The sequence below is a fragment of the Mesorhizobium sp. P2_E7 genome (genome assembly GCF_056403855.1).
This window is the reverse complement of record NZ_JBFUER010000001.1, coordinates 994,736-1,017,295: the sequence shown is the minus strand read 5'-3', so window position 1 is coordinate 1,017,295 and position 22,560 is coordinate 994,736. Positions and strand designations below refer to the sequence as shown.

16 protein-coding genes are annotated in these 22,560 nt (G+C 63.6%); 6 read left to right on the top strand and 10 right to left on the bottom strand.

The features are described 5' to 3' along the window. Positions 1-17 precede the first annotated feature (17 nt). On the bottom strand, positions 18-863 hold the full coding sequence (gene folP / locus AC1DYC_RS05125) for a dihydropteroate synthase (protein ID WP_477404488.1): 846 nt from the start codon (positions 861-863) through the stop codon (positions 18-20). Positions 864-981: 118 nt separating this feature from the next. Between folP and AC1DYC_RS05120 the strand changes: the two genes are divergently transcribed. Next, positions 982-1,602 carry a DUF922 domain-containing Zn-dependent protease gene (locus tag AC1DYC_RS05120; protein WP_477404486.1) on the top strand — a complete coding sequence of 207 codons (621 nt, stop codon included), beginning with the start codon at positions 982-984 and terminating at the stop codon, positions 1,600-1,602. A gap of 202 nt (positions 1,603-1,804) precedes the next feature. Further along, a complete protein-coding gene (locus tag AC1DYC_RS05115; protein ID WP_477404484.1) occupies positions 1,805-3,289 on the top strand; it encodes an MDR family MFS transporter in 1,485 nt (494 codons plus the stop codon). A 154-nt stretch (positions 3,290-3,443) separates the two neighbouring features. On the opposite strand, the gene AC1DYC_RS05110 is transcribed toward AC1DYC_RS05115, so the two are convergent. The 3 genes from AC1DYC_RS05110 to AC1DYC_RS05100 form a co-directional block, all read right to left on the bottom strand. Continuing rightward, the gene (locus tag AC1DYC_RS05110; RefSeq protein ID WP_477404482.1) at positions 3,444-4,475 is read right to left on the bottom strand and encodes an NAD(P)/FAD-dependent oxidoreductase; all 1,032 of its coding nucleotides are present in this window, start codon (positions 4,473-4,475) and stop codon (positions 3,444-3,446) included. 105 nt (positions 4,476-4,580) lie between these two features. Continuing rightward, positions 4,581-4,901, bottom strand: coding sequence for a 2Fe-2S iron-sulfur cluster-binding protein (locus AC1DYC_RS05105; RefSeq protein ID WP_023707481.1), 321 nt, complete (start codon positions 4,899-4,901; stop codon positions 4,581-4,583). A 157-nt stretch (positions 4,902-5,058) separates the two neighbouring features. Then, positions 5,059-5,397 carry an Hpt domain-containing protein gene (locus tag AC1DYC_RS05100; protein ID WP_477408179.1) on the bottom strand — a complete coding sequence of 113 codons (339 nt, stop codon included), beginning with the start codon at positions 5,395-5,397 and terminating at the stop codon, positions 5,059-5,061. Positions 5,398-5,713: 316 nt separating this feature from the next. Here AC1DYC_RS05100 and AC1DYC_RS05095 point away from each other — a divergent pair, with 316 nt between their 5' ends. Next, complete coding sequence (locus AC1DYC_RS05095; RefSeq protein ID WP_477404480.1) at positions 5,714-11,842, top strand: kinesin; 6,129 nt, start codon at positions 5,714-5,716, stop codon at positions 11,840-11,842. 78 nt (positions 11,843-11,920) lie between these two features. Here the strand turns inward: AC1DYC_RS05095 and AC1DYC_RS05090 are convergent, their stop codons facing one another. The 4 genes from AC1DYC_RS05090 to AC1DYC_RS05075 are packed head-to-tail and all read right to left on the bottom strand — an operon-like array spanning position 11,921 to position 15,995. Then, positions 11,921-12,562: an ABC-type transport auxiliary lipoprotein family protein gene (locus AC1DYC_RS05090; protein WP_477404478.1), complete on the bottom strand. Its 642-nt coding sequence runs from the start codon at positions 12,560-12,562 to the stop codon at positions 11,921-11,923. 37 nt (positions 12,563-12,599) lie between these two features. Next, entirely contained in the window at positions 12,600-13,973 is a 1,374-nt protein-coding gene (locus AC1DYC_RS05085) for an MlaD family protein (protein ID WP_477404476.1), read from the bottom strand. A gap of 14 nt (positions 13,974-13,987) precedes the next feature. Next, positions 13,988-14,803 carry an ABC transporter ATP-binding protein gene (locus AC1DYC_RS05080; protein WP_477408177.1) on the bottom strand — a complete coding sequence of 272 codons (816 nt, stop codon included), beginning with the start codon at positions 14,801-14,803 and terminating at the stop codon, positions 13,988-13,990. A gap of 4 nt (positions 14,804-14,807) precedes the next feature. Further along, on the bottom strand, positions 14,808-15,995 hold the full coding sequence (locus tag AC1DYC_RS05075) for an MlaE family ABC transporter permease (RefSeq protein ID WP_477404474.1): 1,188 nt from the start codon (positions 15,993-15,995) through the stop codon (positions 14,808-14,810). Between the two features lie 77 nt (positions 15,996-16,072). Between AC1DYC_RS05075 and dgcA the strand changes: the two genes are divergently transcribed. Then, complete coding sequence (gene dgcA / locus AC1DYC_RS05070; protein WP_477404472.1) at positions 16,073-17,056, top strand: N-acetyl-D-Glu racemase DgcA; 984 nt, start codon at positions 16,073-16,075, stop codon at positions 17,054-17,056. On the opposite strand, the gene AC1DYC_RS05065 is transcribed toward dgcA, so the two are convergent. Both AC1DYC_RS05065 and AC1DYC_RS05060 read right to left on the bottom strand, forming a co-directional pair. Then, a complete protein-coding gene (locus tag AC1DYC_RS05065) occupies positions 17,027-18,241 on the bottom strand; it encodes an MFS transporter (RefSeq protein WP_477404470.1) in 1,215 nt (404 codons plus the stop codon). The genes dgcA and AC1DYC_RS05065 overlap by 30 nt on opposite strands. Before the next feature lie 102 nt (positions 18,242-18,343). Next, positions 18,344-19,159: a UDP-2,3-diacylglucosamine diphosphatase gene (locus tag AC1DYC_RS05060; protein ID WP_477404468.1), complete on the bottom strand. Its 816-nt coding sequence runs from the start codon at positions 19,157-19,159 to the stop codon at positions 18,344-18,346. A 120-nt stretch (positions 19,160-19,279) separates the two neighbouring features. Here AC1DYC_RS05060 and AC1DYC_RS05055 point away from each other — a divergent pair, with 120 nt between their 5' ends. Then, on the top strand, positions 19,280-20,059 hold the full coding sequence (locus AC1DYC_RS05055; protein WP_477404467.1) for an SDR family oxidoreductase: 780 nt from the start codon (positions 19,280-19,282) through the stop codon (positions 20,057-20,059). A 173-nt stretch (positions 20,060-20,232) separates the two neighbouring features. After that, a complete protein-coding gene (locus tag AC1DYC_RS05050; protein WP_477404465.1) occupies positions 20,233-22,557 on the top strand; it encodes an NADP-dependent malic enzyme in 2,325 nt (774 codons plus the stop codon). The last annotated feature ends 3 nt before the right edge of the window (positions 22,558-22,560 follow it).

Sequence of the window (22,560 nt, the reverse complement as noted above, 5' to 3'; positions counted from 1 at the left end):
TTCTTGGCTTCCTGGGCTCAGTGTCCCGGCTTTTCACGCGCCAGCATAGCATCCGCCATGGCCAGTGCGTCCACGTTGATTGCGACATCGTGGACGCGAAACAGATCGGCGCCCTTGAGCCTGAGGATGACGCTGGTGGCTGCCGTCCCGGCGCCGCGCTCAGGCGCTTCGCGGCCGGTGACGGTGCCGATGAAGCGTTTTCTGGACGTACCGGCCATCAGGGGGAAACCCAGCGCCATCAGTTCGGAAAACCGCGCCATCAGGTCGAGGTTCTCCTCCGCCGTTTCCTTGGCAAAGCCGAAGCCGGCATCGAGCACGATATGGTCATCCTGGACGCCATTGCGCTTGGCGATTTCCAGTGATGCCTTGAGGAAGAAAAACTGGTCGTCTATGACATCGGACAGTTTTTGCCGCTCGCGCCCGGTATGCATGATGACCAGACCGGCGCCGGTCTCGGCGGCGACGCGGGCAATGCCGGGTTCACGCTGCAAGCCCCAGACATCGTTGACGATATGCGCGCCGGCGGCAACGGCCAGGCGCGCGGTCTCCTCGCGATAGGTGTCGACCGAAATCAGGGCTTCACCAGACGCCGCGAGCGCGGCGATCACCGGCAGGATGCGGGCCTGCTCTTCTTCAGCGGTTACGGGAGAGGCGCCGGGGCGCGTCGATTCTCCGCCGATGTCGATGACGGCAGCGCCCTCTTCCACCATGCGGCGCGCCTGCGCGACCGCCTGGTCCGGCGTGACGAACTGCCCGCCATCGGAAAAACTGTCCGGTGTGACGTTGAGAATGCCGACCACTATGGCCTTCTCGCCAAGGTCGAGATGACGCCCATGCGCCAGTTGCCATCGCCTTGTCGTCATTATCCTTCAACCATGTGGCTCATCGAGCACTTGCAATCCATCAACGATGCGTGATCGGTGGAAGATCAATTCCGTTGCGCCGGCAACGGCCGTAAAGCAAGGTGAGTGAAGAGGCAACATGATGAAACGACCCCTGCTCTGCGCCCTGATGCTGGCTTTGACCGTTTTGCCGGCGAGCGCGGCCAATCTGGTGAAGACCTACAGCTATTTTGGCATCGGCGGCAGCACGCTCGATGCCATCGAGACACAATTGTCGACACATGGACCCGAGGTGAAAAGCACCGGGATGCGGCATCCGGGCGCCACCCAGATGGCATTCACCACCCGCATAAGCTACGCGCAAACCGCCGATTCCTGCCGCATCGCCAAGGCCGCCGTCACCGTCAAGGTCAAGGTCATCCTTCCGCAGTGGCGCCGACCGCGCAAGGCCGACGCCGATGTCAGGCTGTTCTGGGATACGCTGTCGGCGGACATCAAGCGCCACGAGGAGCGCCATGTCGAGATCGCCAAGAATCACGGCCGTCTGCTCGAGGACGCGCTGAACGCCAGCTACCCGCAAAAGACCTGCGCCGACGCAAAGGCGAAGGCGGCTGAGATCACCGCGGCCGAACTCGCCAGGCACGACCAGGACCAGCTGCGCTTCGACCGCGTCGAAGGCGTCAACTTCGAAAGCCGCATCCTGCGGCTGCTGCGCTACCGCATGCAGCGCGTCGAAAACGGCCAGCTTCCGCCCGGCTGATCACAAGCCAAAATCGCCGAAGCATGAGGCCAGTCACGAAAAGTTTTCGGGCAAGGGTCGAAATCGGCCTATAGGGAACGACATATGTCAGGCTCGCACGACGCGAGCTTCGAGACACGAGATCAAGACCAATTGAGGCGGCGGACAGCGGAGCGGCCGTTTGGCGCTGCAGCCGCTCGCCAGGCATTGTGGATGAACTGATATGGACCAGGCTGTCGACAAGCCGGCGATGGCGGCGCCTGCCGCGCCGCTGACGGAGAGCGAGAAGAACGTCATCATCGCCGGCATCCTGCTGTCGATGCTGCTGGCGGCGCTCGACCAGACCATCGTCGCGCCGGCCATGCCGACCATCGGCCGATCGCTCGGCCATGCCGACTATCTGCCGTGGATCGTGACCGGCTATCTCCTGACGGCGACGGCCATGGCGCCGCTCTACGGCAAGATCTCGGACGTCTATGGCCGCCGGCCGACCGTTTATGCGGCGATCCTGATCTTCCTTGCGGGATCGCTGGTCAGCGCCATGGCCCCCAACATGTTCGTGCTGGTCATCGGCCGGGCAATCCAGGGTGCGGGCGGTGGCGGCCTGTTCGCTTTGGCGCAGATCGTCATCGGCGATCTGGTGCCGCCACGCGAACGGGCGCGTTATGCCGCCTGGATTTCGGGCACATGGGCCGTCGCCAGCATCGCCGGACCGCTGCTCGGCGGCGGTTTTGCCGAACATCTGCACTGGTCGCTGATCTTCTGGATCAACATCCCGCTTGGGCTGGTGGCCATGGCGATCATCAACAAGCCGCTGCGAAAACTGCCGGTTGCGGCAAAGCGGCACCGCATCGACGCGTTGGGAGCACTGCTTCTGGTGGTAGCGACGGCATTGCTGCTTCTGGCGCTCAACTGGGGCGGCAGCGCCTATCCTTGGGCTTCGCGCGAGATCCTCGGCCTGCTCGCGTGTTCGGCCGTCTTCTGGAGCGCGTTTGCACTGCGGCTGATGCGTGCGGCCGAGCCGCTGATCTCGCTTGAAGTGCTGAGCAATCCGATCGTGCTTGCCGGCACGGCGTCGATGTTCCTGCTGCAGGCCGCCAATATCGGCCTGTCCGTGTACCTGCCGGTCTATCTGCAGTCGATCATCGGCCTGTCGGTCAGCCAGTCGGGCCTTGCCATGCTCGGCCTGCTGCTCGGCACGGTTGCCGGCGCGACGTTCAGCGGCCGCACGATACCGCGCTTCTTCCATTACAAGCGCATCGCCATGGTCGGCGTTCTCTTCGCCATCATCTGCCTTGGTGTGCTCAGCATGGTCGCCGGCCGCGCCTCGCTGCTGGTGGTCGAGCTCTTGACCATCTGCATCGGGCTTGGAAGCGGCACCACCTTCCCGGTCGCCACCGTGTCTGTGCAGAACGCCGTCGACCGTGCGCATCTCGGCGTCGCCACCGGCGTGCTGACCTTCCTGCGTTCGCTGGGCAGCGCGCTCGGCGTCGCGATGCTCGGCGCAGTCGCGCTCGGCTACGGCCTGCCGCTTGCCGGCGAAGGCGTGCCGGCTGCCGGACAGATCGTCTCGGCGACCCCTTTCATGATGATCTTCCTTGCCGCGGCCATCACGCTCGTCCTGGCGCTGATCACGCTGGCGCTGATGCCGGAGAAGTCACTGCGCGGCCGCGACGAGGCCGAGGCGCCAGTCGTCCTGGTGGAGTGATCCTCGGCTCTGTAGATATGCTGAGATTCAGGTCAGGCCGAGTCGAGAACGGTGGCTTGCGAGAACCGGAGCGGAGCGTACTTTTGGGTACGTGAGCACCGGAAGCGCAGGAAGCCGTCGTTCGCAGGCCGGCATCACCTGAATATCGGCATATCTACCCCACGACGCCGAGCTTCTTCTGCAGGCTGGTCGACGACGTGGTGTACTGGAAGACGATGCGCTCGCCGGGGCTGATGATGCGCTTGGCCGCCTGCGACATCAGCGCCACTTCGTGAAAACCCGACAGGATCAGCTTCAGCTTGCCGGGGTACCAGTTGATGTCGCCGACGGCGAAGATGCCGGGCACCGAGGTCTGGAATTTCTCCGTGTCGACCGGAATCAGGTTCTCGTGCAGGTTGAGCCCCCATTCGGCGATCGGGCCGAGCTTCATGGTCAGGCCGAAGAACGGCAGCATACGCGTGCACGGCACCTCGATGTCGCCGTCAGGCCCGCCCTTGATGGTCGCTGACGCCAGCTGGCCGTCGGCGCCGGTCAGGCCGCTCACCTGCCCGACGCGGAACTCCAGCTGCTTCATCTCCTGCATGGCGTACATCTTGTTGACGCTGTCGGGTGCCGCCCTGAATTCCGGCCGGCGGTGGACCAGCGTCACGCTTTTTGCCACCGGCTGCAGGTTCAGCGTCCAGTCGAGCGCGGAATCGCCACCGCCGACGATGACGAGATCGTGGCCACGGAAATCCTCCATGCGGCGCACCGAATAGAAGACGCTCTTGCCCTCATAGGCCTCGATGCCGGGAATGGGCGGCCGCTTGGGCTGGAACGAGCCGCCGCCGGCGGCGATCACCACCACCTTGGCCTCGAACACCTCATTCTCGTCGGTGGTGAGGCGAAAGGAGCCATCCTCCAGCTTTTCCAGGCTGGAGACCATGCGGTTGTAGGTAAAGTCAGGCTTGAACGGATGGATCTGCTCGATCAGCTTGTCGACCAGGCCTTGCGCCGAGATCAAGGGCCAGCCCGGAATGTCGTAGATCGGCTTTTCCGGATAAAGCTCGGCGCATTGGCCACCGGGCCGGTCGAGGATGTCGATCAAATGGCACTTCATGTCGAGGAGGCCGAGCTCGAACACGGCGAACAGGCCGACCGGCCCTGCCCCGACAATGAGTGCATCCGTCTTGATTACATCGGTCATGCCAGGTGAGCCTCGTTGACAGAATTGGGCCAAACTGCGGGCGAGACTGCATGAGCATTGGCCCGCTGCCAAGCGGCGGCGGCAAAAATCGGTTGGACCGGGAAATCAGCCCTGGCGGGCGGGCACGCGCACGACAAGACCGTCAAGGGCGTCTCGCACCTTGATCTGGCAGGACAGGCGCGAGTTCGGCTGGACGTCATAGGCGAAGTCCAGCATGTCCTCTTCCATCGCCTCAGGCTCGCCGACCTCCGCCGTCCAGGCTTCGTCGACATAGACATGGCAAGTTGCGCAAGCGCAGGCGCCGCCGCATTCGGCCTCGATGCCCGGCACCGCGTTGCGGATCGCATTCTCCATGACGGTCGAGCCGTTTTCGGCCTCGACATCGAAAGGAGTGCCGTCATGGGCGATGAAGGTCAGCTTGGTCATTTGTCACCTGAAGGGAGTCTCAGCCGAGATAATCACTCCGCCGGACAAGTCAACTGCGGCGCGAAAGCGCCGCTTTGTGACGTTTTTTCGGAAAGCTGGCTAAAGCGCGCCCTGGCCCGGCCGATTCATGCCGGTGGCCAACGACGAGCGGCCGCCATTACCGACTGATGGCGGCGATGAAATCGCGCACTTCCTCGATCAGGGCGCCGAGGCGCTTGAGGCTGCGCGTGTCTTCCGGCTGCTGTTCGATCAATGTGGCGCAGTCGGCGATGGCAAAAGCGCCGACGCCGCGCGCCGAACCCTTCAGCCCATGTGCCAGAAGCAGCCTCTCCCTGACATCGGCGTCGACTATTCTGTCGCGGACGGAAAGCGCCTGCTGTACGAACAGTGCCAATACCTCTTGTTCGAGGGCGCGATCGCCCATTGTCTGACGGGCCAGATGGGCCAGATCCACCGGCCGCGAACGGGCCGGACCCGACGCATCGCCGCCCGGCATTGAGAAGGCAATGCCGCTTTCACCGCGTACCAATTTGAAACTCCCTTGTCCCGATCGCCAAAAAAGACCTAGGCGATTTCCGTCGCCAACGCGTTAATGAATGGGCTGGAAAATTGTTGCCTAGAGGCGGCGAAATCACGTTCTCGTTAACCTTATATTTAAAGTTTTACGTATCTCGCGGAATGCATGTTTTCTTTACCCCTGTGTGTCATTACGATACGAGGGTCCATTTTCAGCCTCCTGCGTGGGATAAGACAAGCCAGAATCAGGCCAAAATCATAATGTCCCTCGGCAGCTAGTACAGGGTAGCGAAGGCATGGCGAAGAAACCAACGACGACCAGAACTCTCGACAGCGACGTAGCCAGGGAACTCGAAAAGGCACTAGACCTAGACCTTAGCGGAGACGGCAGCGGCGATCTCGATATTGCGGCGTCGATGGAAGACCTGGAAGCGCAGATTTCGCAGGCCGCGGACGAACTGGCGCGCGAAGGCCGCACCCAGAAACCCGCCCCCATTCAAAGCGCACCCATCCAACAGAATCAAAGCGCGACGCCGGCTGCCAAGCCCCCCGAGTTGCGCCCGGTTGAATCGCGCAACAGCGCGCAGCCAGCCGGCTTCAAGCCGGCAAACGATGACCGCCAGAAAGATTACAAGACGCTGCTGCACAGCCTCAACCGGCGTGCGTCGAGCACAATCTATTGGGTCGTGGCGTTCGTGTCGCTGGCCTGGATTGCCGGCGCCGGAGGTCTTGCCAATCTGCTGTTTGGCCCCAGCATCTGGAAAATTCGTACATTCGACCAACTCCTGGCCCGCCCCGAACTGATCGGCCTCGCAATCGCGGCAATCATACCGGTTGTCCTGTTTTGGGCTTTCGCGGCAATGATCCGCCGCGCGCAGGAAATGCGCATCGCCGCCCAGTCGATGACGGAAGTGGCTTTCCGCCTAGCGGAGCCGGAAAACCTCGCCCAGGACCGCGTCATGATGATCGGCCAGGCCGTTCGCCGCGAAGTGGCGGCGATGGGCGAAGGCATCGAGCGCACGCTGGCGCGCGCCGTCGAACTGGAAACGCTGGTTCACAGCGAGGTCAACCAGATCGAACGCTCCTATTCGGAGAATGAATCCCGTATCCGCTCGCTTGTCGACGGGCTGGGCAGCGAACGCGAAGCCGTCGTCACCCATGCCGAGCGCGTGCGCGCTTCGATCACCGGCGCGCATGAGACGCTGAAGGACGAAATCGGCGCTGCCAGCGACATCATTCGCGACTCCATCCTCAACGCGTCGACCAAGCTGTCGATGACGATCACGAATTCCGGCGACACGCTGATCGACCGCATCAACGAAAGCTCGATGTCGATCTTCGATCAGGTGGAAGGCCGGCTCGACACGATCACCGATAGGCTGTCGACCTCAGGCGAAGCCTTCGCTTCGCTGCTCGACACCCGCATCGCCAAGCTGACGGACACCACCGACGGCCTGACCCGCTCGCTGACCGACCTGCTCGACGACCGCACCACCGGCATGGTGTCGCTGCTCGGCGGTGCTGCGCGCACGCTCAGCTCGGAATTCGAGTCCAGCCTCAACGGCATCGAGCGCACGCTGGCCGAACGCGGCCAGGCGCTGATCAGCGAATTCCAGACCCGCGCCGAAGCGCTGGACACCGGCACGCAGAAGCTCAACGCCGCGCTCGAGGCGCGGGCCCGCCAGATCAATGAAACGCTGGTCGAGCGCGCCCGCGAGATTGCCCACACCTTTGCCGAGAGCAAGGACCATTTGTCGGCGATGATCGACCAGGGCAAGACCCAGATCGGCGCCGACATGGCCGACATCGTCTCGTCGACCTCGTCGATGCTCGAAGCCCGCGCCAGCGATTTCGCCGGCCGCATGGAAGCCGCCCGCCATGTTGTGTCGCGCTCCTTCGACACCGACATCCAGCGCCTCGCCGACGCTCGCGTCGGCATCGAGGACGCGGTCGAAAACCACAGCCGCAAGCTGTCCGAAAGCCGCGAGCGCATGGCAGCGGCCATGGAGGCCGACCTGGCGAAATTCGCCGAGGGCCGCGCCGGCATCGACGCCGCCGTGACCAATCAGGTGCAGAAGCTGGCCGAAGGCCGCAACCTGATTTCGCGCGCTCTGGAAGAGGATCTGCGCAAGGTCAATGAGTCGCGCGCCGCCATCGACGCGTCGGTCGGCAGCCACCTTGAGCGCCTCGAAGAGGGCCGAAACCGGCTCAACCAGGCCTTGCATGAAGACTCCGGAAAACTCGTGCAAGCCCGTACGATCATTGATGAAATGGTCGCCGGACATGTCGGGAAATTGGCTGAAGGCCGCAACATTCTGTCGCGCGCCCTCGAGGCCGACCTCGGCAAGCTGGCCGACAGCCGCGCCTCGATTGACGGTCTGGTCGCCGGCCAGGTCGAAAAGATCGCCGAAGGCCGTGCCGTCCTCACCAAGGCCTTGGAAAACGACATTATCGGCATCAAGGGCGTGATCGAGAACCACTCGGCGAAACTGGCCGAAGACCGGACCGAACTCAGCAAGGCGCTGGAGAACGACCTGTCCGGCATCAGGGGCCTGCTCTCCGACCATTCGAACCGGCTCGCCGACGATCGTGGCCTGTTGTCCCAAACACTTGAGGCCGACCTCGCCAAGCTGGCGGAAAGCCGATCGAGCATCGACGGGCTGGTCGCCGGTCAGGTCGAGAAGCTGGCCGAGGGCCGCGACATCCTCAAGCGCGCGCTCGAAGCCGACATCAATACCATCAAGGGTGCCATCGTGGGTCATTCCGACCGGGTGGCGGAAGAGCGCAGCCAGCTTTCGAAGGCACTCGAAGCCGATCTGCAGAATGTGAACAGCCTGATCGCCGACCACACCAGCCGGCTTGTCCAGGATCGTTCGACGCTCTCCCAGGCGCTGCAAGATGATCTGCGCAATGTGAGCGGCATCATGGGCGACCATCAAAACAGGCTCGTCCAGGACCGTTCGGCCCTCTCAAAGGCACTGGAAGACGACATCGCCAAGCTGGCGGAAAGCCGCTCCAGCATCGATGGGCTGGTCGCCGGACAGGTCGAGAAGCTCGCCGAGGGCCGCGACATCCTCAAGCGGGCGCTCGAAGCCGATCTCAACACGATCAGGAGCGCCATTGTCGACCAGTCACAGAAGCTGAGCGAAAACCGTGGAGAGTTCGCACGGGTGCTGGAAGCCGATCTGGAAAATGTCAACAGCCTGCTCCAGGGTCACAGCGACAAGCTCGTCCAGGATCGTGCGACGCTGTCGAAGGCTCTCGAGGACGACCTCGCCAAGCTGGCCGAGAGCCGGTCGAGCATCGACGGACTGGTCGCCGGCCAGGTCGAGAAGCTGGCCGAAGGCCGCGACATCCTCAAGCGCGCGCTCGAAGCCGACCTCCAGAAGCTGTCGGCAAGCCGCGGCGAGGTCGACGACATCATCGCCGGCCATGTCGGCAAGCTGGCCGAAGGCCGCAACCTGCTGACCCAGGCGCTGGAAGGCGATCTGGCAAAGCTCGCCGACACACGCAAGGATGTCGACCGCTCGCTATCGGGCCATATCGACCAGATCGCCGCCAGGAGCACCGATATCTCGGCCGCTATCGCAGCCGATGTCGAGAAGATCGAGCAGGCCTTCAGCAAGCAGACCGGCATCATCGAAGAGCGCGCCGGAACCATGGAGCGCGCGTTGTCGGTGGGTGTCGACAATGTCCGCAACGTGCTCGAAAAGAGCGCCGTCTTCGTTGCCGGCGCCCTGCGCGAGAAGGTGATGGAAGTCACCAGCGCCCTGCACGAACAGGCAGGTGCCGCCTTCAGCGATGCAGACCGCAAAATTGCCGAGCGCGCCGAACAGACCTCGGCCGCACTGCTGGCCCGGGCCGAGGACATCGCCCGCACCTTCGAGGATGCGGATCGCCGCCTGCACGCACGCGCCGAGGACACGACGAGCGCGCTGCTTGCTCGCACCGAGGACACGACGAACGCCTTGCTTGCTCGCGCCGAAGATACATCGAGCGCGCTTCTTGCCCGGCATGACGAGACGTCTAGCTCGCTGCTCGCCCGCGCCGAAGAAACCGCCGGACGGCTGGCTGCCCGCGCCGGCGAAATCGCCGGCACCTTCGACGCCGCCGACCAGAAGCTGGTCGCCCGGGCGGTCGAGACGGCGCAGTCGCTCGCCGACCGCGCCGGCGACATCCTGCGCAACTTCGAGGGTGCTGACCAGCGGCTGAGCATGCGCATCGGCGAATCGGCCGAAGCGCTGGCCGCCCGCGCATCCGACCTCGGCCGCATCTTCGATGCCGCCGACCAGCAGCTGATCTCGCGCATTGCCGAGGGTTCCGACGCGCTGTCGGCCCGCGCCACCGAGATCAGCCGCATCTTCGACGAGGCCGACCACCGCCTGGTGTCGCGCATCGCCGACTCTACCTCGACGATCGGCGAGCATGCCGACAACATCGTCGGCGCCTTCGCCAGCACCGAACAGCGGGTTGCCGAACGCGCACGCCAGACCGGCCAGGAACTTGCCGTCCACGCCCGCGAAATGGAGCAGGCTCTGGCCGGCGCCGACGAGCGGCTGGCGGCGAGTGTCGCGGCAGCAACCACCCGCGTCGAGGAACAGGTCGCCAGTGTCGAAAACCGCCTCGTCTACACCACCGAGACGATGGGCCAGAAGCTCAACGAGCAGGTGTCCAGCGCCGAGGCTCAATTGATCTCGCGCGCCAACACGATTGCGGAGACTTTCACCGCGGTTGGCCAGCATATCGGCCAGAGCACCAACGACGCGGCCAAGACCATCGGCACCAACACCCGCGAGCTCAACACGATGCTGGCGGCACGTTCGGCCGAGATGGCGAAGATCCTCGACGAAACCGCGCGGCCGTTGGTCGAGCGCTTCGCCCAGGGCGGCTCGGAACTGCAAAAGAGCATGGAAGACGTCACCGAACGCGCCACCGAGAAGCTGCGCAGCGAAAACGCCGCCCTCGTCAACGCGCTCGCCAGCCGCACGGCCGAAACGCTGTCGGCCGTCGAAGGCGCGCGCTCGTCGCTCGCCGACAGTGTCGCCGATCTCATCGGCCGCATGAGCGTCTCCTCTTCGCAGCTCGGTGAGCTGATCGAGCAGGCGGCGGTCAATCTCGGCCAGGTCGACGAACGTCTCAGCGGCAGCACGCAGAGCTTCGCGGCGACCACCGAAAAGGCCGCGCAGACTTTCGCCAGCTCGGCCCGCCTGGTCGATTCGAACACGACGCGGCTTACCGAACTGTCGTCTTCGACGCTGCGCGAAGTCGCCTCGATCGCCACCAAGTTCGACGAGCACAGCCGCTTGCTGTCGTCGGCTTCCGACCTGCTGAGCTCGGCGCAGAGCAATCTGGAACACACGCTGGAGCGGCAGTCGTCGCTGGAAGACCTCGCCGTCGGCCTGGTCAAGAAGTCGGAAGACCTCGAAAAGGTGATGCGTTCCTTCGAGAGCCTTGTCGGCCAGACGATGCAGAATGCCGAAGGCAGGACGCTGGCATCGGCCGACAAGATCCGTGTTGCCATTGCGGAAGTGGTCGATTCGGCAACCAACCGGTTCGCCGATGCGACCGAGGAGATGCGGCGCACCGCAAGCTCGATCAAGAGCGAGCTCGACCTTACCCGCGCCGAGCTCAAGAAGGGCGTCATCGAGATGCCGGAAGAGGCCAAGGAATCGACCTCGGCAATCCGCCGTGCCGTTTCCGAGCAGATCAACGCGCTCAAGGAACTTTCGGATATCGTTGCGAAATCGGGCCGCGGCGGTGGCGACAATTCCGAGCCGCGCAACCTGCGGCCGGCGCCCCAGGCGCCAGTCCAGCGCCCGGCCGAGCCTGTACGCCGGCCGCCGCCGGCACCGCAGGCCGAGCGTCCCGCTCCGCAGGCGCCGCTCGGCGGCCTGCGTGGCACGCTTGATATCGAACGCCCTGCCGAAGCACCGCGCCAGCGCGACGCCAACGCCCGCACGCCGCAAGGTGGTTGGGTGCGCGACCTGCTGACCGGCGCATCGCGCGAGGAGGAAGTCGCTGCCAAGCCGGCAGCGCCCGCGGAAGCACCGCGCGCGGCTCCCGCCCAGCGCTCGCCGCTGCATGTCATGGAGTCGCTCAACTCGCTGTCGGTCGATATTGCGCGGGCGATCGACCATGATGCCTCGATCGAGCTGTGGAACCGCTACCGGCGCGGGGAGCGTGACGTGTTCACGCGCCGTCTCTACACGCTCAAGGGCCAGCAGACCTTCGATGAAATCCGCCGCAAGTATCAGGGAGAGGCGGAGTTCCGCGCAGCCGTCGACCGCTATTGCGACGATTTCGAAAAGCTGCTCAAGGACGTCTCGCGCAACGACCGCGACAACATCATGGCGCAGACCTACCTGACGTCGGACACCGGCAAGGTCTACACCATGCTGGCCCACGCTAGCGGCCGGTTGCACTGACGGCGACAGGAACGCTCAAAAAGAAAAGGCGGGAAATTTCCCGCCTTTTTCTATTTCTGATCTATCGGGTACCGGTTCTCAGATAACCGAATCCGTCCAGCGCACGATATCCTTCGCCGCCTCGCCAAAGGCGCTGTCGAGCGCGCTGACATAGGCCGGATTGCCGCTGCCCGAGACGGGGGCGGATGCAGTGAAGCTTTTCGACGCCCGGACCTCGCCGTTGCGGTCGTTCAGGATGCGCACGAAGAGGTTGACCTCGGCGTGCTCGCCGCCATTGACGCGGACTTCGAAGGAACGGATCTCGACGATCACCTGATAGTCGATCGCCAGCCCCTCACCCGGCTTGCCGACGCCGGCAAAGCTGCCGGAGCGCTGGAAGGTTTCGGCGAGCCTTGCCTGCACGATCAGCGGCAGCCGGTCGGCCCATTGCGCGCCCTTGAGGTACTGGATCGAGCGGTCGGACGGCTTGATGACGATGTTCTGGCTGTCCAGCGCCTTGAGCGCGGACGGCTGGGCGATCAGGATCTGGCGGCGACTGTGGCCATGCGCGTCGATCGACGGGGCTGACAACTCGAACGTATCGAGCGGCGCCGGCTTGCCTCCCAATGCCGCGCAACCGGCAAGGGTCAAGCCAAGCAACACGACAGCAGATTTATACCCACCCAAACCGAACGTCACGCGCGATCCCCGTTGTCCCCGGATCGTAAGACCAACCCGCATTCGCGGTTCAACTTCTTGCGGCGGGCGGGAACGGAAGTCAACGCCGCGCCCTGCCATCGAACTGCCGAACCTCGCCGTCACCACCCGACAGGATGCGCTGCGGGTTGCGGCTGAGATCGGTCACCGCCTCTTCGATACGGCTGATCGAACGCCGGCTGTCCTGGACCAGCGCCTCGACATTCGACAGGCCCTGGCCGGAGAAGCGCGCCAGATTGTCGGTGATGGTGCCAAGCCGCGCGTTCAGCGTGTCGGCGACCTGCTTGAACGCCTTCAGCGTGTCCCGGGCATCGGCCATGACGCCGTCGGCCTGGCCTGAACCAAGCAGCGTGTCGACCCTTTTCAGGATGCCGTCGACGCGCACCGAGGCATCGTTGAGGCGCTGCGCCAGCTGTCGGGCGTCCTTGATCGTCTGGTCGATATCGTCGGCCCGGTCGGCGAACTTGTCAGTCACCATGGCGATGTCGGCGGCGGCTTTGTTGGCGTTTTCGCTGGCCTTCTGGATGTTGGCGAGCGCGGTGCGCACCTGCGCCGGATCGATGCCGTCGAGCACATTGTCGACCTTGGCCAGCGTGCCTTGCGTGCGCGTGGCGAAATCATTGACCGAGCCGACCGCCGTATCGACATTCTTGATCACGCCGTCGAGCTGCTTCGAGGTTTCCTTGAGGTTCCCCGTCACCGTGTCGACATTGGCGACGATGCTCTTGATCTTGTCCTTGTCGACGGCATTGAGCAGGCCTTCGGCAGCCTTCAGCGTGCCGTCGAGCTTGCCGGAAACACCCTTCAACTCGTCAGACAGCGCGCTGACGGCGGTCAGGAACTTGTCGATGCCGTCGGCATTCTTGGCCAGCGCATCGGAAAATGTCTGGGCGTTCTTGACGGTCTGCGTCAGCGGCCCGCGCACATCCCTGGTGAAACCTTCGAGTTCGGAAAGCACCTTGTCGGCACGGGTGAAGATGTTCTGCGCCGTTTGCAGCAGATTGTTGACCGCCGACGGGTTGGCGATGATCTCGGCGGTCTTGCCTTCCTTTTCCGCCTCTTCAAGCAACCTCGGCTCCTTGGGATCGGCGCCCTTCAGTTCGATGTTGACCTGGCCGGCAAGGCTGGCGATGCCGATATCGGCCTGCGTCGATTTGGTAAGCGGCGTTGTCTTGTCGATCTCGGTCGTGGCAATGGCAGCATTCAGATCGTTGCGGTCGAAAGCAACGCGCTTGACCACACCAACCTTGACGCCGTTGAACAGCACCAGACTGCCGGGGCCGAGGCCTGAGGCCGAACCCTGAATGCGCACGAGCAACAAAGTCGTCTCGCCCCGATCGCCGATCGCGGCGGTCCAATATACGAACCCGAAGGCCGCCAGGATCGCGACCAGGGTGAAAATGCCGACAATTACGTAGTTGGCTCTGGTTTCCATTGCCCCACTTATGGCTATGCGCGCGCTGCAAGATCAAGTTGCCGGGCGCGTTTTCCGCGGAAATAGGATTTCACCCACGGCTCCTCGCTCTTCAGCATGTCGTCGATCGTGCCCTCGACCAGGATTTTCTTGTTGCCGAGCACCGCCACCCGGTCGCAAGCGGTAAACAGCGTGTCGAGATCGTGGGTGACCATATAGACAGTCAGATCCATCGTATCGCGCAGCTTCACCACCAATTCGTCGAACTCGGACGCACTGATCGGGTCAAGCCCGGAAGTCGGCTCGTCGAGGAAGACAATATCGGGGTCGAGCGCCAGTGCGCGTGCCAGGGCGGCGCGCTTGATCATGCCGCCTGACAGTTCAGAGGGGAATTTCTGCGCGGCGTCGGGCGGCAGGCCGACCAGTTCGATCTTGAGCAAGGCCAGCTCGTCCATGAGCTTCCTGGGCAAATCGAGATATTCGCGCATCGGCACCTGCACGTTTTCCTGCACCGTCAGCGCCGAAAACAGCGCCCCGTGCTGGAAGAGAACGCCAAGCCGCATGTCGATGCGCAACCGCTCGATGTCGCTGGCCTTGTCGAGGTCGAGACCAAACAGCTTGATCGTGCCAGCCTGCTTGTGCAGCAGGCCGAGAATGGTGCGCAGCAGCACCGACTTGCCGGCGCCCGAGGCGCCGACGAAACCGAGGATTTCGCCGCGCTTGATGTCCAGTGCCAGTTTGTCGAGGATCAGCTTGTCGTCGAGGGAAACCGTGATGTCACGAACGGAGAGGACGATATCGCTCTCGTCCGTTCCTTGCACAGCCTTGATCGCCTTTGAGTTCTTACCCATCATGTCAGAACTCGATCGAGGCGTAGAAGATGGCGAAAAGGCCATCGAGGATGATAACGACGAAGATCGACTTCACCACCGAGGCGGTGACGTGCAGGCCCAGCGATTCGGCGCTGCCGCCGACCTTCATGCCTTCGACGGAAGCAATGGTGCCGATGATCATGGCCATGAACGGCGCCTTGATCAGCCCGGCGAAGATGGTGCTGATATCGATGGCGCCGCGCAGGCGGTCGATGAACGCGGACGGCGCAATGCCGGAATAGAGCCAGGCGGCGATGATGCCGCCGCCAAGGGCTGCAAAATTGGCGATGATGGTGAGACAGGGCAGCGCGATCACCAACGCCACCAGGCGCGGAAACACCAGCACGCCGATCGGATTTAGCCCGATGACCTTCAGCGCGTCGACCTCCTCGCGCATCTTCATCGAGCCGATTTCGGCGGTGATGGCGCTGCCGGAGCGGCCGGCGATCATGATCGCGGTCATCAGCACGCCGAGTTCGCGCAGGATCAGCACGCCGACCAGGTCGACAACGAAGATGTTGGCGCCGAAATAGTTGAGCTGGTAGGCGCCCTGCTGGGCGACAATGGCCCCGACGATGGCCGACATCAACACCACCACCGGTATGGCGCCGACACCCATGCGGTCGATCTGGTTGAAAATCGCCGCCGGGTTGATGGCATGGCCCCGCCCGAGCTTCATCTGCGCGCCGCCGATGGTGGCGCCAAGAATGTTCATCGAGGCGAGGAAATCGTCGCGCATCTCATAGACGCGGCGGCCGACTGCCTCCAGCCCGCGAAGGATGATGTTGGGGCGCCGGACACCACGCGAATCGGGCTCGCGCCGAACCGCTTCGCCGACGGCGCCAAGCAGGATGGAGGCAACATCGCTTTGCCCCTGCATCTTGATCTCGACGCCCTTCTTTTCGAAGACACTGACCAGGCGGTCGATCAGCCAGGCGCCGGCCGTATCGATCTTCTCGATGTGAGAAAGGTCCAAGGCCAGCGTCTGAAAGCCCTTGCGATGCTCGATCTTGCGCATCTCGGCGTCGATATGCGCCACGGTCGTTGTCGTCCAGATTCCGGAGAAAGCACAGCCGAGGACCCCACCCTCCTCGCCGACCGCGACGCGGGGCTGGTGGTCGGCCTCCTTGGCGGCGTTGCCGCTTGCGTCGCGTTTGCCGATGGTCAACATGGCGTCCTGTTTAGCCTGACGGGTCGAACCTGTCGATTTGCCGACAGGCTGATGTTGCATAGCCGGAGCAGAAAAATATGGCGCGTGTCATTTCGGTTGAGGCCGAGCGTTTTCCCATCGCCGGCACCTTCACCATCTCGCGCGGATCGAAGACCGAAGCCGAAGTCATCACCTGTACGATCAGCGATGGCGACAATCGCGGCTGGGGCGAATGCGTCCCCTACAAGCGCTATGGCGAGACCATGGACGGCGTGCGCGACGCCATTGAGGCGATGCGCAGCCAGATAGAAGGCGGCATCAGCCGGGAAGACCTGCTCGATGCGATGCCGGCGGGTGCTGCCCGCAACGCCGTCGATTGCGCCTTATGGGACCTGGAGGCGAAGATGAGCGGCATAGCGGTGGCGGACGCCATCCACGCTGTGTCCTTGTCGGCGCTGGAGACGGCCTACACGCTGTCTTTGGGCGAGCCGGAGGCGATGGCGGCGCAGGCGCGTGCCAATGCCGGGCGGCCACTGCTCAAGGTCAAGATCGGCGGCGACAACGACATGGCCCGCATCCGCGCGGTGACCGAAGCGGCGCCCGAGAGCCGCATCATTCTCGACGCCAATGAAGGCTGGACCGGTGCCAACATCGTCGAGAACCTCGCTTTCGCCGCCGAGCAGGGCATCGCCCTGATCGAACAGCCGCTCCCCGCCGGCCATGATGCCATCCTGCGCCACATCGCGCATCCCGTGCCGATCTGCGCAGACGAGAGCGTGCACGAAGCGAAGGACCTTGAAGCGCTCGTCGGCCTCTATGACGCCGTCAACATCAAGCTCGACAAATCCGGCGGCCTGACGGCTGCACTGACCCTTCGCGACCGCGCTCGCGAACTGGGGTTTGAGGTGATGGTCGGCTGCATGGTCGGCACGTCGCTGGCGATGGCGCCGGCGGTACTGTTGGCGCAAGGCGCCGAATTCGTCGATCTCGACGGTCCGCTGCTTTTGGCCCGCGACCGCCAGCCCGGCCTCGTCTACCAGGGGTCGCTGGTCTCACCGCCTGACAGGATGCTGTGGGGCTGAGCGCGCGGCGAGCCCGATCAGCGCCAGGCCGATGATGGCGATCGGGATCATCGCCAGGAAGCCGTCGACGCCGTAACGCTCGTAAAGCGGGCCGGAAGCAAGCGTCACCGCCGCCATGAAGAAGCCGTTGAAGAAATAGGCAATGCCTTGCGCGGCACCGGTGCGCTCTTCCGAAACGGTTTCGCCGATCATCTTCTGCAGGCCGATCAGCACCATCGCAACCGACACTGAATGCAAGGTCTGGACGCCGAAGAAGCCGGCAACGCCAAGCCCGAGCGGCCAGATCAGCGGAAAGGCGATCCAGCGCACGATGGAGCCGATGCCGGCGATCAGCATCACCTTAACGACCGAGACGGAGGCGAAAAGACGGTTGAAAAACAAAAACATGCAGACTTCGGCTACGACCCCCCAGGCCCACAGCAGCCCGATGACGGAGCCACTGATGCCGATCGACTTCCAGTAGATGGAGACGAAGCCGTAGAGAAAGGCATGGCTGGCGGTGATGATGCCAACGCCGAGGGTGAAGTAGAGAAAATAGGCATTGAACAGGCTCGGCGCCTGGTGCTGGATCTCAGTCGCCGAAAGCGGCGAGGCCTTGCGCGGCCGTCCCATCCGCGGCGCCAACAATCCGGCGACGAGGGCGACGGCAAGCGACACGAAAATGATCACCGGCACAGCTTGCACACTTGTCCAGTAGAGAATGAAGCCGCCCGCGGCATTGGCGCAGAGATAGGAGATCGAGCCCCATTTGCGCATCGCGGTGTAGTTGGAACCGAAGCGGCGCACGCCCGACAGAGCCAGCGAATCGGCGATCGGCGAATGCGGCGTCCACACCACCGTCAGCGCCAAGGATACGGCAAGCACCATGGCGTAGGTCGGCGTGAGGAAATAGCCGGCGGAAAGCACCATGGTCGCGGCCACCAGCGCGATATAGACATCGGCCCTGTCCTTGGCCCGGTCAGCGAGCGCGGTGAGCAGCGGCGTCGTCACCACACGCAAGAACATAGGCGCCGCGAGGATGATGGCGATCTGCTCGGCGTGAAACCCCTTGGCCTCGAGCCAAAGCGGAAAATAGGGCAGATGCGTTCCCAGCGACACGAACAGTGTCGCGAAGATCAGGCTCATGCGCAGTTCGAAATGGCGTGGCTTGACGAGTTGTTCGGGCGAGAGCGGCGGCAGCGACATGAATCGATCCAATTACGCTGCACAAAGGGCTGCAACGCGCCTCGATCCCTTAACATGCAGGAAAGCGAGCCGAAACTACCTGGACTAACCGATTAACAGGGTTCACGCCGCTTCAACGACCCGATCTTCGATCAGCATCGGGATGAAGGGTTCGTCGGGTGCTTCGGGAAGGATTTTTGCCCAGTGGATGATCTCCATCCGGCCGTCGAAATGCTCGACCACCGCCGTGCAGCTCTCCACCCAGTCGCCGGTGTTGATGTACTGCACATCGTCGTAATTCTCGATCGCGGCATGGTGGATGTGGCCGCAGATGACGCCGTCGACATGCGAGCGGCGCGCCTCCTCGGAGAGCACGGTCTGGAACGAGCCGATGAAATTGACCGCCTTCTTGACCTTGACCTTGGCCCAGGACGAGAACGACCAGTAGGGAAGGCCGAGCAGATGGCGCAGCTTCGTCACCACGCGGTTCACCATCATCGCCGCGTCATAGGCATAGTCGCCGAGATAGGCGAGCCAACGCTGGTTGTGGACGACGGTGTCGAACTGGTCGCCATGGATGACCAGCAGACGCCGGCCGTCGGCGGTTTCGTGGATGGCGCGGTCGGCAACGACGATGCCGCCGAAATGCACACCCTGAAACTGGCGCGCGAACTCGTCGTGATTGCCCGCGATGTAAGTGATCGAGGTGCCCTTGCGCGCCTTGCGCAGCAATTTCTGCACGACGTCATTGTGGCTCTGCGGCCAATGCCAGCTGCGCCGCAGGCGCCAGCCGTCGACGATATCGCCGACGAGATAGATGATATCGGCGTCGTGATACCGCAGGAAATCGATCAGGAACTCGGCCTTGGCCGCCTTCGATCCGAGATGCAGGTCGGATATGAACATGCTGCGGAAAGTGCGGGTTTCTGTGCTGGACATCAGATCGTCACCGTTGCTTTCGCGCAGGCTATGCCCCGATTCATGCAACAACCGTATGACGGTTGCGATTGGGCCAGCCAAAGAGCTAGCGTGCCGCGCCAATCACAGGAGAAAATCGTCATGGATCTCGGTATCAGGGGCAAGAAGGCCATTGTCTGCGCTTCGAGCAAGGGGCTCGGCCGCGGCTGCGCCATCGCGCTGGCCGAAGCCGGCTGCGATCTCGTCGTCAACGGCCGCAACGCCGAGCTGGTGGCCAAAACCGCCGCTGAACTGCGCGAACGCTATGGCGTCAAGGTGATCGAGATCGTCGGCGACGTCTCGAAACCCGAGGTGCAAAAGGCGCTGCTGGCAGCCTGCCCCGACCCGGACATCCTGGTCAACAACAATGGCGGCCCGCCGCTGCGCGATTTCCGCGAGCTCGACCGCGCAAAAATCCTCGAAGGCGTGACGCAGAACATGGTGACGCCGATCGAACTGGTGCAGGCGGTCATCGACGGCATGGCCAAGCGCGGCTTCGGCCGCATCGTCAACATCACCTCGCTGTCGGTCTATGTGCCGATCCCCGGCCTCGACCTGTCGTCCGGCGCGCGCGCCGGGCTGACCTCATTCCTGGCCGGCGTGGCGCGCACGGTCATCGACCGCAACGTCACCATCAACAGCCTGCTGCCAGGCAAGCTCGACACCGACAGGCTACGCGGCCCGCACGAGGCCGGCACGACGGAAGACCCGGCCGCGGCCGCAGCCCGCAAGACGCGCATCAGTGCTGATGTTCCAGCCAAGCGGTTGGGCACGCCGGAAGAGTTTGGCCAGATCTGCGCCTTCCTGTGCTCGGTTCATGCCGGCTATCTCACGGGCCAGAACATCCCGGTCGATGGCGGCCTTTACGTCAGCGCCTTTTGATCGACGTTATACCAAAGCGGCAGGAGTCGCGATAAAATCCATGTAAGCGTTTGATACGATACGACTTTCGACGCGGCGCGGTGTAAAGCTGCCGGCGCGTCATTTAGCGTCGCGAAAACCGTTGGCCGCATGCTAAAAGGACTCGAACACAGCAGGTTTGAGGGAGCGGCCGCATGGAAGGCGAGAACAAGAAAACGGCACGTTCGGACCTCGACGAAGCCGCCCTCTACTTCCACAAGCATCCAAGACCGGGAAAGCTCGAAATCCAGGCGACAAAGCCGCTCGGCAACCAGCGCGACCTGGCGCTGGCCTATTCGCCGGGTGTCGCCGCCCCTTGCCTTGAAATCCGCGACAATCCGGCGACTGCCGCCGACTATACGGCGCGCGCCAATCTGGTCGGCGTCGTCTCCAACGGCTCGGCCGTGCTCGGCCTCGGCAATATCGGGCCGCTTGCCTCCAAGCCGGTGATGGAAGGCAAGGCGGTGCTGTTCAAGAAATTCGCCGGGATCGACGTCTTCGACATCGAGATCGACGCGCCCGGCATCGAGCGCATGGTCGAGACGATTTCGGCGCTGGAGCCGACTTTCGGCGGCATCAATCTCGAGGACATCAAGGCGCCGGAATGCTTTGAGGTCGAAGCACAGCTGAAAGCCCGCATGGGCATTCCGGTGTTCCATGACGACCAGCACGGCACTGCCATCATCGTCGCCGCTGCCGTGCTCAACGGGCTGGAATTCGCCGGCAAGACCATTTCTAACATCAAGATCGTCACCTCGGGCGCCGGTGCGGCAGCACTTGCCTGCCTCAACCTTCTGGTCTCACTCGGCGCCAAGGTCGAAAACATCTGGGTCACCGACCGCTTCGGCGTCGCCTACAAGGGCCGCACCGACGAGATGGATCGCTGGAAAGATCCCTATGTGAAGGACACCGAGGCGCGCACGCTGGCCGATGTGATCCCGGGCGCCGACGTCTTCCTCGGCCTGTCGGCCGCCGACGTGCTGAAGCCGGAACTGTTGCAACACATGGCGCCGAAACCGCTGATCCTGGCGCTGGCCAACCCCAATCCCGAGATCATGCCGGAGGCGGCGCGCGCTGCCCGGCCGGACGCCATGATCTGCACCGGCCGTTCCGATTTCCCCAATCAAGTCAACAACGTGCTGTGCTTTCCTTACATCTTCCGCGGCGCGCTGGACTGCGGCGCCAGCGCCATCAACGAGGAGATGAAGATGGCCGCGGTCAGGGCGATCGCCGCCCTTGCCCGCGAAGAGCCGTCGGATGTCGCGGCGCGGGCCTATTCCGGCGAGACGCCGATCTTCGGACCCGACTTCCTGATCCCCTCGCCCTTCGACCCGCGGCTGATCCTGCGCATTGCGCCGGCGGTGGCAAAGGCTGCCTGCGACACCGGCGTCGCGACCCGGCCGATCACCGATTTCGCCGCCTATATCGACCAGCTCAACCGCTTCGTCTTCCGCTCCGGCCTGGTGATGAAGCCGGTATTCTCGTCGGCCAAGGCGTCGAGCGCCAAGCGCGTCATCTACGCCGATGGCGAGGACGAGCGCGTGCTGCGCGCCGCCCAGGTGGTGCTGGAGGAAGGCATTGCCGAACCGATCCTGATCGGCCGCCCGCACGTCATCGAGGTCAGGCTGAAGCGCTATGGCCTGCGCATCAAGCCAGGCGTCGATTTCGGCCTGATCAACCCTGAGGACGATCCGCGCTACCGCCACTATGTCGACCTGTTGATCGAGCTCGCCGGCCGCCGCGGCGTGACGACGGAGGCCGCGCGCACCATGGTGCGCACCGACAATACGGTGATTGCGGCACTGGCGCTGAAGCGCGGCGACGCCGACGCCATGATCTGCGGCCTCGAAGGCCGGTTCGAGCGGCATCTGCGCAATGTGACGCTGGTCATCGGCGCTCGCCCCGGCGTCAAGGACCGCGATCTGTCGACGCTGTCGATGCTGATCTCGCAGCGCGGCATCATCTTCCTCACCGACACCCACGTCTCGGTCGATCCGACAGCGGAAGAAATCGCCGAAATGACCATTCTGGCCGCCGAGGAAATCCAGCGCTTCGGCATCGAACCGAAGGCAGCATTGCTGTCGCATTCGGACTTCGGCTCGCGCGATTCACCCAGCGCCCTGAAGATGCGGCAGGCGGCGGCGATCCTGGCGCGGGTGGCGCCCGAGCTGCAATGCGACGGCGAGATGCATGCCGACACCGCCTTGTCGGAGCATCTGCGCCAGCGCGTCTATCCGCATTCACGGCTGAAGGGCGAAGCCAATCTGCTGGTGTTTCCGAATCTGGACTCGGCCAACATCACGCTGTCCGCGCTGCGGACGATGATGGACGCACTGCATGTCGGGCCGATCCTGCTCGGCACCGACAAGCCGGCGCATATTCTGACGCCGTCGGTGACCTCGCGCGGCGTCGTCAACATGACGGCACTGGCGGTGGTCGAGGCGGCGCACAAGGCGCAGGCGGTGGTCGATTTCGGTTGAGTT

Coding starts and splice junctions, on each gene's coding strand:
- AC1DYC_RS05050 (WP_477404465.1), top strand. CDS start 20,233: ATGGAAGGCGAGAACAAGAAAACGGCACGTTCGGACCTCGACGAAGCC.
- AC1DYC_RS05100 (WP_477408179.1), bottom strand. CDS start 5,397: ATGCCGGGCGGCGATGCGTCGGGTCCGGCCCGTTCGCGGCCGGTGGAT.
- AC1DYC_RS05060 (WP_477404468.1), bottom strand. CDS start 19,159: ATGTCCAGCACAGAAACCCGCACTTTCCGCAGCATGTTCATATCCGAC.
- AC1DYC_RS05080 (WP_477408177.1), bottom strand. CDS start 14,803: ATGGGTAAGAACTCAAAGGCGATCAAGGCTGTGCAAGGAACGGACGAG.
- folP (WP_477404488.1), bottom strand. CDS start 863: ATGACGACAAGGCGATGGCAACTGGCGCATGGGCGTCATCTCGACCTT.
- AC1DYC_RS05095 (WP_477404480.1), top strand. CDS start 5,714: ATGGCGAAGAAACCAACGACGACCAGAACTCTCGACAGCGACGTAGCC.
- AC1DYC_RS05075 (WP_477404474.1), bottom strand. CDS start 15,995: ATGTTGACCATCGGCAAACGCGACGCAAGCGGCAACGCCGCCAAGGAG.
- dgcA (WP_477404472.1), top strand. CDS start 16,073: ATGGCGCGTGTCATTTCGGTTGAGGCCGAGCGTTTTCCCATCGCCGGC.
- AC1DYC_RS05115 (WP_477404484.1), top strand. CDS start 1,805: ATGGACCAGGCTGTCGACAAGCCGGCGATGGCGGCGCCTGCCGCGCCG.
- AC1DYC_RS05055 (WP_477404467.1), top strand. CDS start 19,280: ATGGATCTCGGTATCAGGGGCAAGAAGGCCATTGTCTGCGCTTCGAGC.
- AC1DYC_RS05085 (WP_477404476.1), bottom strand. CDS start 13,973: ATGGAAACCAGAGCCAACTACGTAATTGTCGGCATTTTCACCCTGGTC.
- AC1DYC_RS05090 (WP_477404478.1), bottom strand. CDS start 12,562: ATGCGGGTTGGTCTTACGATCCGGGGACAACGGGGATCGCGCGTGACG.
- AC1DYC_RS05065 (WP_477404470.1), bottom strand. CDS start 18,241: ATGTCGCTGCCGCCGCTCTCGCCCGAACAACTCGTCAAGCCACGCCAT.
- AC1DYC_RS05120 (WP_477404486.1), top strand. CDS start 982: ATGATGAAACGACCCCTGCTCTGCGCCCTGATGCTGGCTTTGACCGTT.
- AC1DYC_RS05110 (WP_477404482.1), bottom strand. CDS start 4,475: ATGACCGATGTAATCAAGACGGATGCACTCATTGTCGGGGCAGGGCCG.
- AC1DYC_RS05105 (WP_023707481.1), bottom strand. CDS start 4,901: ATGACCAAGCTGACCTTCATCGCCCATGACGGCACTCCTTTCGATGTC.